17 protein-coding genes are annotated in these 16,275 nt (G+C 71.9%); 11 read left to right on the top strand and 6 right to left on the bottom strand.

The genetic code is table 11. From position 1 onward, the window contains the following. Positions 1 to 23: 23 nt before the first annotated feature. Complete coding sequence (locus ABIC30_RS08740) at positions 24 to 650, top strand: Crp/Fnr family transcriptional regulator (RefSeq protein ID WP_056528908.1); 627 nt, start codon at positions 24 to 26, stop codon at positions 648 to 650. 32 nt (positions 651 to 682) lie between these two features. On the opposite strand, the gene ABIC30_RS08735 is transcribed toward ABIC30_RS08740, so the two are convergent. After that, a complete protein-coding gene (locus ABIC30_RS08735; protein WP_020092116.1) occupies positions 683 to 1,681 on the bottom strand; it encodes a 2-hydroxyacid dehydrogenase in 999 nt (332 codons plus the stop codon). A 271-nt stretch (positions 1,682 to 1,952) separates the two neighbouring features. On the opposite strand from ABIC30_RS08735, the gene ABIC30_RS08730 reads away from it, so the two are divergent. Further along, positions 1,953 to 2,516: an SH3 domain-containing protein gene (locus ABIC30_RS08730; protein WP_020092117.1), complete on the top strand. Its 564-nt coding sequence runs from the start codon at positions 1,953 to 1,955 to the stop codon at positions 2,514 to 2,516. A gap of 140 nt (positions 2,517 to 2,656) precedes the next feature. Here ABIC30_RS08730 and irr read toward each other — a convergent pair whose 3' ends face one another. Further along, entirely contained in the window at positions 2,657 to 3,172 is a 516-nt protein-coding gene (irr, locus tag ABIC30_RS08725; RefSeq protein ID WP_012319639.1) for a Fur family transcriptional regulator Irr, read from the bottom strand. 215 nt (positions 3,173 to 3,387) lie between these two features. Here irr and fabA point away from each other — a divergent pair, with 215 nt between their 5' ends. The 3 genes from fabA (at position 3,388) to fabI (ending at position 6,490) form a co-directional block, all read left to right on the top strand. Continuing rightward, positions 3,388 to 3,924 (top strand): 3-hydroxyacyl-[acyl-carrier-protein] dehydratase FabA, encoded by a 537-nt coding sequence (gene fabA, locus ABIC30_RS08720; protein ID WP_020092118.1) that lies wholly within the window; start codon positions 3,388 to 3,390, stop codon positions 3,922 to 3,924. A 140-nt stretch (positions 3,925 to 4,064) separates the two neighbouring features. Next, positions 4,065 to 5,291: a beta-ketoacyl-ACP synthase I gene (gene fabB, locus ABIC30_RS08715; protein ID WP_056528916.1), complete on the top strand. Its 1,227-nt coding sequence runs from the start codon at positions 4,065 to 4,067 to the stop codon at positions 5,289 to 5,291. Positions 5,292 to 5,659: 368 nt separating this feature from the next. Next, entirely contained in the window at positions 5,660 to 6,490 is an 831-nt protein-coding gene (gene fabI, locus ABIC30_RS08710) for an enoyl-ACP reductase FabI (protein ID WP_091926719.1), read from the top strand. Positions 6,491 to 6,496: 6 nt separating this feature from the next. Here the strand turns inward: fabI and ABIC30_RS08705 are convergent, their stop codons facing one another. Continuing rightward, on the bottom strand, positions 6,497 to 6,748 hold the full coding sequence (locus ABIC30_RS08705; protein ID WP_042672450.1) for a hypothetical protein: 252 nt from the start codon (positions 6,746 to 6,748) through the stop codon (positions 6,497 to 6,499). Between the two features lie 137 nt (positions 6,749 to 6,885). Between ABIC30_RS08705 and ABIC30_RS08700 the strand changes: the two genes are divergently transcribed. Further along, complete coding sequence (locus tag ABIC30_RS08700; protein WP_020092122.1) at positions 6,886 to 7,125, top strand: hypothetical protein; 240 nt, start codon at positions 6,886 to 6,888, stop codon at positions 7,123 to 7,125. Positions 7,126 to 7,177: 52 nt separating this feature from the next. Continuing rightward, positions 7,178 to 8,689: a DUF6880 family protein gene (locus ABIC30_RS08695; protein ID WP_020092123.1), complete on the top strand. Its 1,512-nt coding sequence runs from the start codon at positions 7,178 to 7,180 to the stop codon at positions 8,687 to 8,689. An 18-nt stretch (positions 8,690 to 8,707) separates the two neighbouring features. On the opposite strand, the gene ABIC30_RS08690 is transcribed toward ABIC30_RS08695, so the two are convergent. Both ABIC30_RS08690 and ABIC30_RS08685 read right to left on the bottom strand, forming a co-directional pair. Beyond that, on the bottom strand, positions 8,708 to 9,070 hold the full coding sequence (locus tag ABIC30_RS08690; RefSeq protein ID WP_020092124.1) for a DUF427 domain-containing protein: 363 nt from the start codon (positions 9,068 to 9,070) through the stop codon (positions 8,708 to 8,710). Beyond that, complete coding sequence (locus tag ABIC30_RS08685) at positions 9,067 to 9,957, bottom strand: methyltransferase domain-containing protein (protein WP_020092125.1); 891 nt, start codon at positions 9,955 to 9,957, stop codon at positions 9,067 to 9,069. The genes ABIC30_RS08690 and ABIC30_RS08685 overlap by 4 nt, the downstream gene beginning before the upstream one ends. A gap of 149 nt (positions 9,958 to 10,106) precedes the next feature. On the opposite strand from ABIC30_RS08685, the gene ABIC30_RS08680 reads away from it, so the two are divergent. Both ABIC30_RS08680 and ABIC30_RS08675 read left to right on the top strand, forming a co-directional pair. After that, positions 10,107 to 10,352: a hypothetical protein gene (locus tag ABIC30_RS08680; protein WP_020092126.1), complete on the top strand. Its 246-nt coding sequence runs from the start codon at positions 10,107 to 10,109 to the stop codon at positions 10,350 to 10,352. 28 nt (positions 10,353 to 10,380) lie between these two features. Further along, positions 10,381 to 11,142: a ComF family protein gene (locus tag ABIC30_RS08675; RefSeq protein WP_020092127.1), complete on the top strand. Its 762-nt coding sequence runs from the start codon at positions 10,381 to 10,383 to the stop codon at positions 11,140 to 11,142. Between the two features lie 9 nt (positions 11,143 to 11,151). Here ABIC30_RS08675 and ABIC30_RS08670 read toward each other — a convergent pair whose 3' ends face one another. Then, positions 11,152 to 11,745, bottom strand: a complete 594-nt coding sequence (locus ABIC30_RS08670; protein WP_020092128.1) for a GNAT family N-acetyltransferase — start codon at positions 11,743 to 11,745, stop codon at positions 11,152 to 11,154. 322 nt (positions 11,746 to 12,067) lie between these two features. On the opposite strand from ABIC30_RS08670, the gene zapE reads away from it, so the two are divergent. Together zapE and ABIC30_RS08660 are read left to right on the top strand one after the other, a co-directional pair. Next, complete coding sequence (gene zapE, locus ABIC30_RS08665; RefSeq protein WP_020092129.1) at positions 12,068 to 13,300, top strand: cell division protein ZapE; 1,233 nt, start codon at positions 12,068 to 12,070, stop codon at positions 13,298 to 13,300. Beyond that, positions 13,297 to 16,272 carry a response regulator gene (locus ABIC30_RS08660; protein ID WP_020092130.1) on the top strand — a complete coding sequence of 992 codons (2,976 nt, stop codon included), beginning with the start codon at positions 13,297 to 13,299 and terminating at the stop codon, positions 16,270 to 16,272. The genes zapE and ABIC30_RS08660 overlap by 4 nt, the downstream gene beginning before the upstream one ends. The last annotated feature ends 3 nt before the right edge of the window (positions 16,273 to 16,275 follow it).

The raw sequence follows: 16,275 nt of genomic DNA, 5'->3' as shown, positions 1-16,275 counted from the left end.
CCGAAACGCGACAGGGGGCGGCGATGGATTGGGTCGAGGGCATCGGCTATCTCGGGACGGCGCTGACCATCACGGCGACGGCCATGAGCACGATGATCCCGCTGCGGATCATCTCGCTCTGCGCGAGCTGCGCCGTGATCACCTACGGCATCATGATCGGCAGCATGCCGGTGGTGCTGACCGAATTGATCCAGATGCCGTTCAACGCCTACCGGCTCTGGCAGATGCTGCGCCTCGTCCGGGACGTGGAGACGGCCGCCGAGAACGACCTGTCCCTGGAATGGCTCCGACCCTTCGGCTCCCGACGCCCGTTCGGCATCGGCGAGGTGGTGTTCCGCAAGGGGGATCTCGCCACCGAGATGTACTACATCGAGAGCGGCGTGTTCCGGATCCCGGAGGTCGACCTCGAGGTGCGCCAGGGCGGGATCGTCGGCGAGCTCGGGCTCCTGTCACCCGGCAACGCCCGCACCGCCTCGCTGGTCTGCGTCGAGGCGGGACACGCGCTGTGCGTGTCCTACTCGGACGTGAAGCAGCTCTACTACCAGAACCCCGAATTCGGGTTCTACTTCCTCAAGCTGACCAGCGAGCGGCTCTTCCAGGGTGTGCAGGGCATGTCCAAGCCCCAGGCGGTGGCCGGCGACGCCCTGTGAGGCGCCGCCGTCCGCGGCTCAGAGATCGCCGCTCAGAGCATGCTCGGCAGGATGCGGTCCGGCGGCCGGTGTCCGTCCATGAAGGTCTTGATGTTGATGATGACCTTCTCGCCCATGTCGGTGCGGCTCTCGTAGGTCGCCGAGCCCATGTGGGGCAGGAGGACGACCTTGCCCTGGCGGGCGAGCTTGACGAGGCGCGGGCTGACGGCGGGCTCCTGCTCGAACACGTCGAGGCCGGCCGCCGAGACCTCCCCGCCCTCGATCAGGCGCGCCAGGGCGTTCTCGTCGATCACCTCGCCGCGGGCCGTGTTGACCACGATCGCCTCGGGCTTGAGCAGCTTGAGGCGCCGGGCCGAGAGCAGATGGTAGGTCGCGGGCGTGTGCGGGCAGTTCACCGACACGATGTCGACGCGCGCCAGCATCTGGTCGAGGGATTCCCAGTAGGTCGCGTCCAGCGCGCTCTCGATGGCGGCCGGCACCCGGCGGCGGTTGTGGTAGTGCACCTGCAGTCCGAAGGCGCGGGCGCGCTTGGCCAGCGCTTGGCCGATCCGGCCCATGCCGACGATGCCGAGGCGCTTGCCGGTGATGCGCCGGCCGAGCATCCAGGTCGGCGACCAGCCGGTGGTCCACTCGTCGTCCGGGATGATCCGCGCGCCCTCGGTGACCCGGCGGGCGACCGCGAGGATCAGCGCCATCGTCATGTCGGCGGTGTCCTCGGTCAGCACGCCGGGCGTGTTGGTGACCGTGATGCCGCGCTCCAGTGCCGCCGCCACGTCGATGTGATCGACGCCGTTGCCGAAATTGGCGATCAGGCGGAGGTTCGGGCCGGCCTGGGCGATCAGTCCGGCATCGATCTCGTCGGTCACGGTGGGGACGAGCACGTCGGCCTCGCGCAGGGCCGACGCCATCGCGTCCGGCGCCATCGGCGCGTCCTCGGAATTGAGCCGGACGTCGAACAGTTCGCGCATCCGCGTCTCGACGGCATCCGGCAGGCGCCGCGTCACGACCACCAGCGGCTTGCGCTTCGACACGTCTCTCTCCCCCGTCAGCCCAGCGGCCTTGATTGCGGCTCGCGCCCGGCGGCTCCCGCCCGGACCGCGTCCCGCAAGCGTCCGTTAACCGAACTCGGCCAGACAGGATCGGTCACGGGGCGCCGGTTCCGGAGCCTGTTCCGACCCATCGGCCTCTCTACCAGAGGTGGGCCGGAACACAATCGGATGCGGACCGGTCCGCGTGTCGAACCGGCCCCGCTTTCGACATGTCCGGCGCCCAGCAACCCCACGTCTGGATAGGGAGACGACCATGCGCGTGTCATGCCTCAGCCTCGCCGTCGCGGCGGTGCTGGCCGGCGGCCTCGCGACCGGTGCCCGCGCGGCGCCGCCGACCGGCCCCGAGGCCGGGGTCGGGCCGGTGACCAAGCTGCCGCTGCCGCGCTACGCGAGCCTGAAGACCGATCGCGTCAACCTCCGCGAAGGCCCCTCGAAGGATCACCGGACGCTCTGGGTGTTCCAGCGGGCCGGCCTGCCGGTCGAGATCGTGGGCGAGTTCGAAACCTGGCGCAGGATCCGCGATTCGGAGGGCACCGAGGGCTGGGTGCTGCACTCGCTGCTGTCCGGGCGCCGCACCGCCATCGTGAATGCCGGCCCCGACAAGGGTGTCGAGAAGGCGGCCGTGTCGCTGCGGGCCAAGGCCGACGACGGCGCCGACGACGAGGCCAAGCTCCAGACCGGCGTGATCGGCAGCGTCAAGAGCTGCACCGGCACGTGGTGCCGCATGATCGTCGCGCTTCCCAACAAGCGGGACGTCGACGGCTACATTCGCCAGAATCGCCTGTGGGGCGTCTACCCGAACGAGGTCGTGGAATAGCGGTCCGGGCGCCCCGACGGCGCCCGTCCGTCATCCCGAGCGGCGGCGCGCCAGCTCCCGGCACGCCGGCAGCCCGAAAAAGCGAAGGCCCGGACGATGGCGGGCCTCGCGTCGCTCGCGTACTGCGTTGGACCCGGGCCTCAGCCCTGGCGGCGGCCCGCCGGACGGCTGCGGCGCAGGCGCACGATCACCTCGACCCCGGCGATCTCCATGCCCTCGGGCGCCTCGGGCAGCGAATCGACCGTGATGCCGCAATCCGGCATGTCGATCACCTGGCTCTCGTCCTCCAGGTAGAAATGGTGGTGCTCGGTCGGGTTCGTGTCGAAATAGGCCTTCGACCCGTCGAGCGCCAGTTGGCGCAGGAGCCCGGCCTCGGTGAACTGGTGCAGCGTGTTGTAGACGGTCGCCAGCGAGACCGGCACCTTGGCGCGCATCGCCTCGTCGTACAGCATCTCCGCCGTCAGGTGGCGGTCACCGCGGCCGAAGAGCAGCCAGCCCAGGGACAGGCGCTGCCGCGTCGGGCGCAGGCCGGCCCGACGCAGACGGTCGCGCAGGTCGGACAGCGGACAGCCGCGGCGCGGAGTCCCGTTGGCCTCCAACTGGGGGGCGGGGACCCGGCCGTTGAAGACGGCCTGGAATGGCACCGGTTCGGACATCGCTGGACTGAACGCTCGACGAGGGGCCTGAAGGAACGGATGTCTCCTCAGTATATTGAAGTGGTCGGACAGTCGCAACCCGAGCGTTGCCGCATACCCGCGGCTGCAGGCTTTGAAGGCGCGGCGCCCCGTGCTAACCCGCGCGCCAGCCGATGGGCCGAGTATAGTCGCCCGCGACGCGAAGATCGCGCACATCCGAGGAACCAGCCAACGCAATGCCGCCAGACGCCGAGACACAAGCGCAGGGTGCGAACCGCCGGTCGCACTATTCCTACGAGGATCTTCTGGCCTGCGGGCGCGGCGAACTCTTCGGATCCGGCAACGCGCAGTTGCCGCTGCCGCCGATGCTGATGTTCGACCGGATCACGTCCATCGGGACCGAGGGCGGCGCCCACGGCAAGGGGCACGTGACGGCCGAGCTCGACATCCGGCCGGACCTCTGGTTCTTCCCCTGCCATTTCCAGGGCGACCCGGTGATGCCGGGCTGCCTCGGCCTCGACGCCCTCTGGCAGATGCTGGGCTTCCATCTCGGCTGGCTCGGCTCGCCGGGCCGCGGGCGCGCCCTGGGCGTCGGCGAGGTGAAGCTCGCCGGCCAGGTGCTGCCGACGATCAAGAAGGTCGTCTACAACGTCGACGTGAAGCGGGTCCGTCAGGGCAAGCTCGTGCTCGGCATCGGCGACGGCTGGCTCGAGGCCGACGGCGAGCGCGTCTATCAGGTCCAGGACATGCGGGTCGGCCTGTTCCAGAGCTGAGCCGCAGCCGCCGCGCGTCCGGTTCGCGGCTTGGCCGCAACGCCGGACGGTCTCGGCGGTTGAGATTGTGTCCGCGTCACCTTAGCTGACCGTGACGCGGCCCGGGCGACCGGGACCGCGACGGAGGTAGTGTCACCATCATGCGCCGTGTCGTCATCACCGGGATGGGCATCGTCTCGTCCATCGGCAACAACACGCAGGAGGTGCTCGCCTCCCTGCGCGAGGCCCGCTCGGGCATCGCGCGCGACGCCAGCTACGCCGAGCACGGCTTCCGCAGCCAGGTCTCCGGCGCGCCCACCCTCGATCCCGAAGGCGTGGTGGACCGGCGCGCGATGCGCTTCCACGGCGGCGGGACCGCCTGGAACCACGTCGCCATGGATCAGGCGATCCAGGATGCCGGCCTGGATCAGGGCGACATCTCGAACGAGCGCACCGGCATCATCATGGGCTCGGGCGGTCCCTCGACCCGCGTGATCGTCGAGGCCGCCGGCATCGCGCGGGATAAGGGTCCCAAGCGCATCGGCCCGTTCGCCGTGCCGAAGGCGATGTCGTCGACCGCCTCGGCGACGCTCGCGACGTGGTTCAAGATCCGCGGCGTGAACTACTCGATCTCCTCCGCCTGCGCGACCTCGAATCACTGCATCGGCAACGCCGCCGAGATCATCCAGGGCGGCCGGCAGGACATCATCTTCGCGGGCGGCTGCGAGGATCTCGACTGGACGCTCTCGGTGCTGTTCGACGCCATGGGCGCCATGTCGTCGAAGTACAACGACACGCCGTCCCGTGCCTCCCGCGCCTACGACGCCAACCGCGACGGCTTCGTCATCGCGGGCGGCGCCGGCGTGCTGGTCCTCGAGGAGCTGGAGCACGCCAAGGCGCGCGGCGCCCGGATCTACGGCGAGGTCGCGGGCTACGGCGCCACCTCGGACGGCCACGACATGGTCGCGCCGTCGGGCGAGGGCGCCGTGCGCTGCATGCGCCAGGCGCTGGACGGGCTGAAGGGCGCGCGGATCGACTACATCAACCCGCACGCCACCTCGACCCCGGTCGGCGACGACAAGGAGATCGAGGCGATCCGCGAGGTGTTCGGCCGCGGCGAGGATTGCCCGCCGATCTCGGCCACCAAGTCGCTGACCGGCCATTCCCTGGGCGCCACCGGCGTGCAGGAGGCGATCTACAGCCTGCTGATGATGAACAACGGCTTCATCTGCGAGAGCGCGCACATCGACACGCTCGACCCGGCCTTCGCGGACATGCCGATCCTGCAGCAGCGCCGGGACAACGCGCAGCTCGGCCACGTGCTGACCAATTCCTTCGGCTTCGGCGGCACCAACGCCACCCTGGTCCTGAAGCACGTCGACGCCTGATTGCCCGGCGCGGAACCGCCGGCCGCGGGCCGGCGTTTACCCGCTGTTGAGATCTGGTGGTGGTGATGGGGACTTTCATCTTCGGAACCTTGGGCGGCCTCATGATCGCCGGTGTCGCGGCGATCTACGCGAAGCAGGTCGCGCTGGAAGAAGCCGATTCCCACACGGACGGGCATTTCTGAGCCCGGCCTACCACGCCACAAACGCCCCGCCCGTCGGCGGGGCTTTTTTTTGCCCGCCGTCTGCCGGTGTCGCGTTTGGATCGCGGCGCGAGCCGCGTTAAGGCAGCCTGCCGCGGTTCGCTGGTCGCGACCGCGGTCGGGACCCGCTTCGCGGGTCCGGCGTGGTCGGTCAGGATGTGAGTCGGCATGACGGGTTTGATGGCGGGCAAGCGCGGCCTGATCATGGGCGTCGCGAACGATCACTCGATCGCCTGGGGGATCGCCAAGGCGCTGCACGCCCAGGGCGCGCGACTGGCCTTCACGTACCAGGGCGAGGCCCTGGGCCGCCGGGTGGCGCCCCTCGCCGCCAAGCTCGATTCGGACATCGTTCTGCCCTGCGACGTCGAGGATCTGGCCTCGGTCGACGCGACCTTCGAGGCCCTGGACGCCCGATTCGATGGTGGCCTAGACTTCGTGGTCCACGCCATCGGCTTCTCTGACAAGGCGCAGCTCAAGGGCCGCTACGTCGACGTGACGACGCGCGAGAATTTCGTGCGCACGATGACGATCTCGTGCTTCTCGTTCACCGAGATCGCGCAGCGCGCGGCCAAGCGGATGAACCAGGGCGGCTCGCTGCTGACCCTGACCTACGGCGGCGCGACCCGGGTCATGCCGAACTACAACGTCATGGGCGTCGCCAAGGCGGCGCTCGAGGCCTCGGTGCGCTACCTAGCGAGCGACCTGGGCCCGGACGGGATCCGGGTGAACGCGCTCTCCGCCGGCCCGATGCGGACGCTGGCGGGCGCCGGGATCGCCGACGCGCGGCTGATGTTCAACCACCAGCGGGCGCACGCGCCGCTGCGGCGCACGGTCAGCCTGGAGGATGTCGGCGGTTCGGCCCTCTACCTGCTGTCGCCGCTCTCGGGCGGCGTCACCGGCGAGGTCCACTTCGTCGATGCCGGCTACAACATCATCTCGATGCCGCGCCCGGACGTGCTGCAGGCGCAGGACGAGGCCGGCGTCGTCGGGGACGCCTGAGGCGCCTCACTCCTCCGGGATGCGCCCCGGGGGCAGGGGACCGGCCGGCGAACCGCGCTCGCCGCGGACCGAGCGCCGCTCCCGGGCGGCGCGCGCCTCCTCCGCGGTCGGCGGCGCCGAGGGATAGTTCGACGCGAAGGGGTTCGGCGGCGCCCCGCGCCCGGAGCCGCCGAACAGCTTATCGAGGAAGCCCTCTTCGGCGCTCGCGGGTCGGGCGACCAGGAGAAGGGCGAGGGCGAGGATCGGGCGTAGCTGCATCGTCGTCGTCTGCGTGCCGGGACCGTGCCGGGTTAGGGCCACTTTCCGGCGGATCGGAGGCCGAGGCACCGTCGCCTGGAACCCCGGCGCGTCCGGCGGGTTCGCGGTCAACGATGAGGGCGCGTACAGGAGGCGTGATGTCCGAGGTAACCTATCGCATCGTCGAGCACGACGGCGGCTTCGCCTACAAGGTCGGCGACGTGTTCTCCGAGACGTTCCCGAGCCGCGAGGAGGCGCTGCAGGCGGCGCAGGCCGCGGCGGCGGAGCAGCAGGTCCCCGGGTCGACCGAGGGGATCCGCTACCAGGATCAGGCCGGCGGCTGGCACGACGAGACGGCGCAGGGCAGCGACCGGCCCCGCGCCCGGGTCGTGGAGTAGCCGCGGCGGACGGGACGGACATGCGCGATCGTCCGCAACGGCGGGAAATCTCGTGGCGCGTGCGCGGCGCGTAACCCCGGCCGCGGCGCCGACCGGTCGCAGGGCGCCCGCCCTGCCGAAGGGCGCACGCCGCACGACCCCGTCGCCGGAGACGCTGGCGTCGCTCGGCCCGGACCGGCTGATCGCGCTGATCCTCGGCGAGACCGGGCGCAACCCGGCCTTCAAGAAGCTGGTGAGCGCCGCGCTCGCCTCGCTCCAGGGCCCCGAGGCCGTCGCGGCGATCGTCGACCGGCGGCTGACGGCCCTCGAGGGCGCCCAGGGCTACATCGACTGGCAGAAGCGCCGGACCTTCGCGGCCGACCTCAACACCACCGTGACGGTGATCCTCAACGAGCTGCGGCCCCTCGATCCGGGGGCCGCGCTCGACCGGCTCCGCCGCTTCCTCGACGGCGCCGACGCGGTCCTGAACCGCGTCGACGACAGCACCGGCGCCGTGCAGGGCGTGTTCGACCGCGCCGCCGCGGCGTTCGTGGAGATCGCCGGCGCCCTGCCGCCAGAGGACGCTGCCCGGGTAGCGGCGCGCCTCGTCGAGCCGTTCGCGGCGGATCCGTTCGGCCCACTCGGAACCGTCCTCGGCGAGATGATCCCGGCGCTGCCCGAGCCATCCCTCGCGGAGATCGACGACCGGCTCGCCGCCGCCGAGGCGGCCCTGCCGCAGGGCGGGGATCCCCGCCGCGACGCGACCCACCACCGGCAGGCGGCCCGGATCCAGATCCTGCGCCTGCGCCAGGCCGTCGCCGACCGGCGCGGCGACACCGACACCTTCATCGCCCTGGAGCGGGCGACCTTGCCGGGGCGGGAGAACCGCGTCGCGATTGCCCGGCGGCTCCTCGGCGCGGGGCGCGCCGCCGAGGCGCTGGACTGGATCCGACGCATGCAGGATCCGGGTCTGCGCATCGCCACCCGGGCCGACCTGATCGCCGGCTTCGACCTGCGCGGACCCGAGCGGGAACGGCAGGCGCTGGAGATCGAGATCCTCGACGCGCTCGGCCGGGGCGATGAGGCGCAGGCCCTGCGCTGGGGGCGGTTCGAGCGCGAACTCGACGCGGCGATGCTGCGCACCTTCCTCGCCAAGCTTCCGGATTTCGAGGACGAGGAGGCGCTACGGCGCGCCCTCGACCACGCCGAGGCCTTCCCGCAGCCGCACCGGGCGCTCGCCTTCCTGGCGGCCTGGCCGGATCTGCGCCGTGCGGCCGCGCTGGTCGTCGCGCGGCCTGAGACCTGGCAGGGCGACCAGTACGCGGTGCTGGCGCCGGTCGCCGAGGCGCTGGCGCAGGATCACCCCCGGGCCGCGACGATCCTGTATCGCCGGCTCCTCAACTCGATCCTCGAGACCGGCCGCAGCGCCGCCTACCCGCACGGCGCGCGCTACCTCGCGGAGCTCGACGCCCTGGCGGGGCGCCTCGCGACCGGCGACGTCGATCCGGATCCGCAGGCCTACCGCGCTGCTCTGCGGCGGGCGCACGGCCGCAAGCACGGGTTCTGGAGCCTCGTGCGCGACTGAACCGGATGCGCGGCCGGCTCAGTCCTCCAGCACGATGGCGTCGACCCGGTCCGGGTAGAAAGCCACGTGGTCGCGGATTGCCGCGACGGCCGGGTACGGGTCGCCGTAGCTCCAGACCGCGTCGGGGCGCCGATCGCCGTCGACGACGAGGTCGAAATAGTGGGCGTCGCCCTTGTACGGGCAGTGGCTCGTCCGCGCCGAGGCGACGAAACAATCGGCGCGGATGTCGCTTCGCGGCACGTAGAAGACCGGTGGGTACCGAGCCTCCTGCAGCCGCAGGGCGTTCCGGGTCTCGGCGACCGCGGCGCCCGCCACGACGACGCGGACGCGGCGGGACTCGGGCTCGACGGTGATCGGGTGGTCCGGTCCGGGCAGCTTCATGGCGTGTTCCCTCCCTCGGGCTTCAACTCGACGGTCCCGAGCGCGTCGGCGAGGCGCGTCTTCGCGGTCCCGGGCCGCAGGGGCTTCTGCTGGGTCTCGTGCGGCACCCAGCCCGAGAGCCACAGCACCTCGAAGGTCGCCCGCACGCGACCGTCCGGGTCCGAGAACCGCTCGGCGTAGATCTCGGCCATGCGCAGCAACGTCGCCCGCCGCAGCGGAGTCCGCCGCCGCTCGGTGAGCACGTTGGTCATGCCCATGGCCCGCAGGTCGCGCATCAGGCCGAACGGGTCGGCGTAGCGGACCGTCAGCGTGTCGGTATCGGCCACCGGCAGCGCGAAGCCCGCCCGCTGCAGCAGGCCGCCGGCCTCGCGCACCGCCGCGAAGGGCGCCACGCGGGGGCTGACCCCACCCTCGACCTCGCTCTCGGCCTGGGCGAAGCTCTGGCGCAGCTCCGTCAGCGTCGCGCCGCCGAGCAGGCAGCCGACGAACAGCCCATCCGGACGGAGGGCGCGGCGCAGCTGGATCAGCGTGCCGGGGAGGTCGTTCACGGCGTGGAGGGCCAGCAGCGACACGGCGAGGTCCAGGCTCCCGGTCGCCAGCGGCAGCGCTTCGGGATCTCCGACGATCAGGTCGCCGCCCGGCTCTGGCAGGGCCGCGAGGCGGACATGCCGCGCCGCCGGATAGCGGGCGGCGAGCAGCCGGGTCGCCACGGGACGCGGCGTGGCGAGGTCGAGAACAGAGACGAAGCTGCGCAGGACGGCGCCGAGCCGGTCGTCGAGATCCTCGGCGAGGCGGTCGAGGAGGAAGCCCGGGTAGCCGAGGCGCCCGGCACGGGCGAGGCGGCGGCGGGCGAGGCGCGTGTCGAACAGGGCGGCGGGAGCATCCATCGGGGGGCAGATGGCATCTGCGGTCGCGTCGCGCCACCGTCGCCGCGCACGGTCTCGTGAGCTGCGCTAGGATGCTGGAACGACTCGGGAGCGTCGCTGTTCCTGCTGCAACCGGCCCAACGGCCGAGATTCCTCAGGGAGCACACATCATGAAGCGCATGCTCGTCGGGGCCGCCGTGGCCCTCACCACCCTGGCCGCCGCGGGCGGCGCCGAGGCGAAGGGCTGCATCAAGGGCGCCATCGTCGGCGGCATCGCGGGTCACTACGCCGGCCATCACGGCCTCGTCGGTGCCGCGGCCGGCTGCGCCATCGGCCGCCACCGCGCCAACGCGCGCGACCGTCAGGTCGAGCGGCAGCAGATGGCGCCGCAGGCGCGCCCCGTCTCGGCCCAGTAAGCCAGCTCTGCGGGAGCGCGTCGCGCGCATGACGGCCTTCCAGGCCGTCGCCACGGCCCTGCGCGGTCTGCCGCGCGGGGTCGTCTCCCTGATCTACCCGCCCACCTGCGCGGGCTGCGGCGGCGCCACCGCCGACCCGGGCGCCCTCTGTCCGTCCTGCTGGTCGAGCCTGCGCCTGATCGAGGAACCGGTGTGCCAGCGCTACGGTACACCCTTCGCGGTCGACCTCGGGGTCGGCCCGCTGGTGTCGCCCCGGGCCATCGCGGAACCGCCGGTCTTCGGCCGCGCCCGGGCGGTCGCCCTCTACGATTCCGTGGCGCGGCGGCTCGTCCATCGCCTGAAATACGAGGACCGGCTCGATCTCGCCGGCGTGATGGCCCGGATGATGGCCGCGAGCGGCCGGACTCTGATCGCCGAGGCCGAGTGCCTCGTGCCGGTACCGCTCCATCGCGGACGCCTGTGGCGGCGGCGCTTCAACCAGTCCGCCCTGCTGGCGCGGGCGATCGCGGATGCGGCAGGGCGGCCGTGCGTCGCCACGGCCCTGGTGCGCGTGCGCGCCACGCGATCCCAGGTCGGCCTGAGCCGCGCGGCGCGGGCCGAGAACCTGAGCGGCGCCTTCCGGGTCGCTTCCGCCGAGCAGCACCGCGTCCGCGGGCGCCGGGTCCTTCTCGTGGACGACGTCATGACCACCGGCGCCACCGGCAACGCCGCCGCCCGCGCGCTCCTGCGCGGCGGGGCGACGTCCGTGGATCTCCTGACCTTCGCCCTCGTCGGCGACATCGCCGGCTGAAGCCTGCCTTCAGCGCCCGGCCTGCACCCGCTCCGGGAAGCCCGCCGCCAGGGTGAAGTCGAACGCCTCCGCGATCCCCTCGTACCAGAGCGAGAACGGCGTCGGACGCGCGAGGTGCAGGGCGCCCTCGGTCTCGCGCCCCTCGTGCTGGAGGGCCGCCCCGTGCTTGGCCGCGAGCCGCAGCATGGGCCCGTTTCCCGACAGGCAGCGGACGTGGAGATCCTTGACGCCGCGATGCCGCGCCGCGCGGGCGATCCGGGCGAACAGGGCGGCCCCGATCCCCTTCCGGCGGAAGGTCTGCTCGACCGCGAAGGCCGCCTCAGCGTGCGGCCCCAGGGCGTAGCGGGACGCGCCCGGCCCCATCGGCCGCAACTCGGCGAGACCGCGCAACACGCCGCCCACGAAGGCGCCGTACATCACGCCCTCCGCGGTCAGCGCCTGCGCGGCGTAGGCCCGGACTCCGGCCTCGCTGACATTGCCCATGAAGCGGCTCGCCCGGGTCTCCGGATCCAGCCGCAGGAAATAGTCGAGGACCGCAGCGCGGTCCGCCGGCCAGAGACGCCGGATGGTGTGGGTCGGCCCATCGAGGGCTTGTACCGCCATGATGAAGCTCCGGTTCGTGCGCGCTGCCGCGCGGAGTGATCCGGACGCTCCTCCCAAGAGACCGCCGGGATGTCGCATCCCCGTATTCATTGTGCAATGCAGCAGAGTGCGGGGCCGGCCGGCCGCGGGCCTGCCATGCGTGGGACCGATGCGAGGCTTCGATGGGACGCCTCAATGGGACGCTTGCCCGCGGCTGTTCGGCCGCGGGCTTGATTCAGGCCGAGCTTGCGCGGCACTGGAACAGGCCCCGGGTCGTTGACCGCCGACGCGGGTGCAGGGGGTGCCGAACCGGTACCGCGATCAGCAGCGAGGAACCGGCGGCGTGAACGACAGATCCGGCAAGCCCATAGCTTCGTCGCCGGCGGCGCTCGCCGGTGCGGTCTCGCCAGGCCCGGTCCACGAGCGCTACGAGGCGCTGGTCGCCACCGGCGCCATCGAGCGCGATCCCGCCCAGGCGCACCTCGTGCGCGCCCTCGACCGGCTGGTCGTCGACCTCCAGCGCCGCAAGCGGGCCAGCAAGACGAGCGCCCTGGGGTGGCTGTTCCGTCGCAAGGACGAGGCCGAGGCGATCAAGGGCCTGTACATCTGGGGCTCGGTCGGCCGCGGGAAGACCATGCTGATGGACCTCTTCCACGAGGCGGCGCCGGAGCCGAAGCGGCGCGTCCATTTCCACGGTTTCCTGGCCGACGCGCACGAGCGGATCCACGCCTACCGTCAGGCGCTGAAGGCCGGCACCGTCAAGGGCGACGACCCGATCGGACCGGTGGCCGACCAGCTGGCCGACGAGGCGACCCTGCTGTGCTTCGACGAGTTCACTGTCACCGACATCGCCGACGCGATGATCCTGGGTCGCCTGTTCAACCACCTGTTCCGGCGCGGCGTCACCGTCGTCGCGACCTCGAACGTCGAGCCCGACCGACTCTACGAGGGCGGCCTCAACCGGGCGCTGTTCCTGCCCTTCGTGGCGAACCTCCAGGAACGCGTGACCGTCGTCCGCCTCGACTCCCGGACGGATTTCCGGCTGGAGAAGCTCGGCGGCGCGGCGGTCTACCATGTCCCCGCCGACGCGGCGGCGCGCGCGGCCCTCGACGCCGCCTTCAAGGCCCTGACCGGCAAGGCTCGCGGCCTCCCAGCGACGGTCACGGTCCACGGCCGGGCCGTGGCGGTTCCCGAGCAGGCGACCGGCGTGGCCCGGTTCGGCTTCGACGATCTCTGTCGCCAGCCCCTCGGCGCCTCCGACTACATGGCACTCGCCCGCGCCTACCACACGGTGATCCTCGACGGGATCCCGGTGATGGGCGAGGCGGAGCGGAACGAGGCCAAGCGCTTCATCACGCTGGTCGACACGCTCTACGACCGGCATGTGAAGCTCGTGGCCTCCGCGGCCGCCGAAGCGCAGGACCTCTACACCGCCCGGACCGGCCGCGAGGCCTTCGAGTTCGACCGGACCGTCTCGCGCCTCATCGAGATGCGGTCGCGGGAATATCTCGGCCAGCCGCACGGCCGGCCGGATTCCGAGGCGTCGGGCGCCACCACCGGGCTGGTGGAGACGTGAGCGCCCCGTCGCGTGCCGGATCGATCTTCGGCCTGCGCCGGCGCAATTGGCGCGGCGCCGGCCCGCTGGGCTGGCTCCTCGGCTCGCCCGTCGCCTTCATCCTGCTGATCGTCGCCCTGGGCAGCGGCACGGCCAATTACGTGACCGGCGAGACCGACCGGGCCGCGACCGCCCGGGCGAACGCGACGATCGCCGGGATCGAGCGCCTGATCTCCGAGGTCAAGGACCTGGAGACCGGGGAGCGCGGCTTCGTGCTGGTCGGCAGCGAGGATTACCTCCGTCCCTACACGACCGCCCTCACCAAGATCGACACGGAGCTGACCGGCCTCGGCGCCGCCGCGCAGGAGTCGGTCCGAGCCGGCGGCCCGTCGCTCGCCGGGCTGATCGCGCAGAAGCGCGACTTCGCCGCCCGGGTGGTGGAGGCGCGGCGGAACCGGGGCTTCGACGCCGCCATCGACCTCGTCCGCACCGGCGAGGGCAAGCAGCTGATGGACGCGATCCGCGCCGAATCGGCGGCCCGGCAGGCCGCGACCCTGGAGCAGCTCGCGACCATCCAGGCGCACGAAGCGTGGCGCGAACTCCTGCTGTTCCTCCTCTCCGCGGCGGCGGCCCTCGGAGCGATCGTGCTGCTGGCGCGCCTCGCCCTGGTGCGACGGCAGGAATCCCTGCGGATGTCCCGTCTCCTCGACGGGGTGCTGGCCAACGCGCCGGTGGGGCTCGGCTTCCTCGACCGTGACCTGAAAATCAGGCACATGAACCGGGCGCTCGCCACCATGAGCGAGCGCGGCTTCGGGGCCGATCTCGGCGCGCCGATCTGGGCCATGCTCCCGACGCTGCGGGAGGAGCTGGCCCCGAAGCTGGCCGCGGCCCTGACGGAAGGCCTGGTCTCGCCGAACGTGCCGGTGGCGGTGCCGACCCCCTCGGCGCCGGGCGGCGTGCGGCATTTCTCGATGAGCTTCTATCCGCTCCGGGGCGAGGAGAGCGCGGCGGCCGACCAGAGCGTCGAGGGCGTCGGCCTTGTGGTGGTCGACGAGACCATCCGCCACCTCGCGGAGGCCCGGCTGCGCCGGAGCGAGGAGCGCTTCCGCTCGCTGATCGAGGCGAGCGCCGCCATCGTCTGGACCGCCAACCCGGAAGGGAGCCTCCATCGCCGCCAGACGGCCTGGACCCGCTTCACCGGCCAGGACGAGGCCGCCTACGCGGGGCTCGGCTTCCTCGACGCGGTCCACCCGGAGGACCGTGCGCATACCCGCGCCGCGTGGACCCGCGCTGTCACCAGCCTGGAACCCTACGCCACCGAGCACCGGATCCGAGCCGCCTCCGGGACCTACCGGCACATGAGCGTGCGCGCCGTCCCGATCCTCGAACCCGACGGCACCCTGCGGGAGTGGGTCGGGACCCACACGGACATCACCGAGCGCAAGGAGGCCGAGGCCGCGATCGAGGCGGCGCGCGCGGCGGCCGAGGCCGCCAACGCGGCCAAGAGCCAGTTCCTGGCCAATATGAGCCACGAGCTGCGCACCCCGCTCTCGGCGGTGATCGGCTATTCCGAGATGGTGCAGGAGGAGTTGGAGGATATCGGCGAGGCCGATCTCGTCACCGACATGAAGAAGATCGAGACCAACGCCCGCCACCTCCTCGGCCTGATTAACGACGTGCTCGACATCTCGAAGATCGAGGCCGACCGGGTCGAGATCTACGCGGAGGATTTCGAGGTCGCCGCCGTGGTGCAGGAGGTCGCGGTCACGGTCGAGGGTCTCGTCGCCAAGAAGGGCAACACCCTGGCGCTGGAGCTGGAGCCAGGCCTGGGCAGCGCGCATACCGACGTGACCAAGCTGCGGCAGTGCCTGATCAATCTCCTGAGCAATGCCGCGAAGTTCACCGAGGATGGCCGGATCACCCTGGCGGTCGCCCGGGCGGACGGTGCGCTGCGCTTCTGCGTGACCGACACCGGCATCGGCATGACGCGGGAGCAGGTCGGCAAGCTGTTCGAGCGGTTCACCCAGGCCGACGCCTCCACGACGCGCCGGTTCGGCGGCACCGGGCTCGGCCTCGCGATCACCCGGGCCTTCGCCGAGATGCTGGGCGGCTCGATCACCGTGGACAGCCGCGAGGGGCAGGGCACCACCTTCACGCTGACGTTGCCGGACCGTTTCGAGGCCGCCGCGGCCGAGGACGCGGACCCGGCCGCATCGGGAGACGGCGACCGCGGGACGATCCTGGTGGTCGACGACGACGCCGCGACCCGCGATCTGCTGGCGCGCTTCCTGGAGCGCGAGGGCTTCTCGGTGACGGTCGCCGAGGACGGGCGGCGCGGGCTCGATCTCGCTCGCAGCCTGCATCCGCGGGCCGTTCTCCTCGACGTCACCATGCCGCAGATGGACGGATGGGCGGTGCTGCGGGCCATCCGGGCCGATCCCGAGATCGGCGCGACGCCGATCGTGATGGTGACGGTCCTGGACGAGCAGAACCTCGCCTTCTCCCTCGGCGCCACCGACTACCTGCAGAAGCCGATCGACTGGGGAAGCCTGCGCCAGATCGTCGACCGCTTCCGCCTCGCCTCGGGTGACGGCGCGATCCTCGTCGTCGAGGACGAGGCCGACGTCCGCGAGCACGTCTGCGCCTATCTCGCGCGCGAGGGCTTCCCGGTCCGCGAGGCCGAGAACGGCCTGCGCGCTCTGGCAGCCCTGGAGACGGAGCGCCCATCCCTCATCCTGCTCGACCTGATGATGCCCGAGATGGACGGATTCGCGTTCCTGCGGGCGCTGCGGGCCCGGCCTGACAGCCGCGACGTGCCGGTGGTAGTGCTCACCGCCAAGGACATCACGGCCGAGGACCGGCGCCGTCTGGCCGGTCAGGCCGACAGGGTGCTCGCCAAGGGCTCGACCGGGCTCAAGGAGCTGGCCCGCGAGCTGCGTGCCCTGGTCCCCGCGACGGAGGACGCGCCCGCCCAGGGACCCGGGCCCGGCTGAGCG

Source organism: Methylobacterium sp. 1030 (genome assembly GCF_040544715.1).
Classification (GTDB): domain Bacteria; phylum Pseudomonadota; class Alphaproteobacteria; order Rhizobiales; family Beijerinckiaceae; genus Methylobacterium.
The sequence above is the reverse complement of the archived record's forward strand: the minus strand, read 5'-3'. Positions and strand labels throughout refer to the sequence as shown.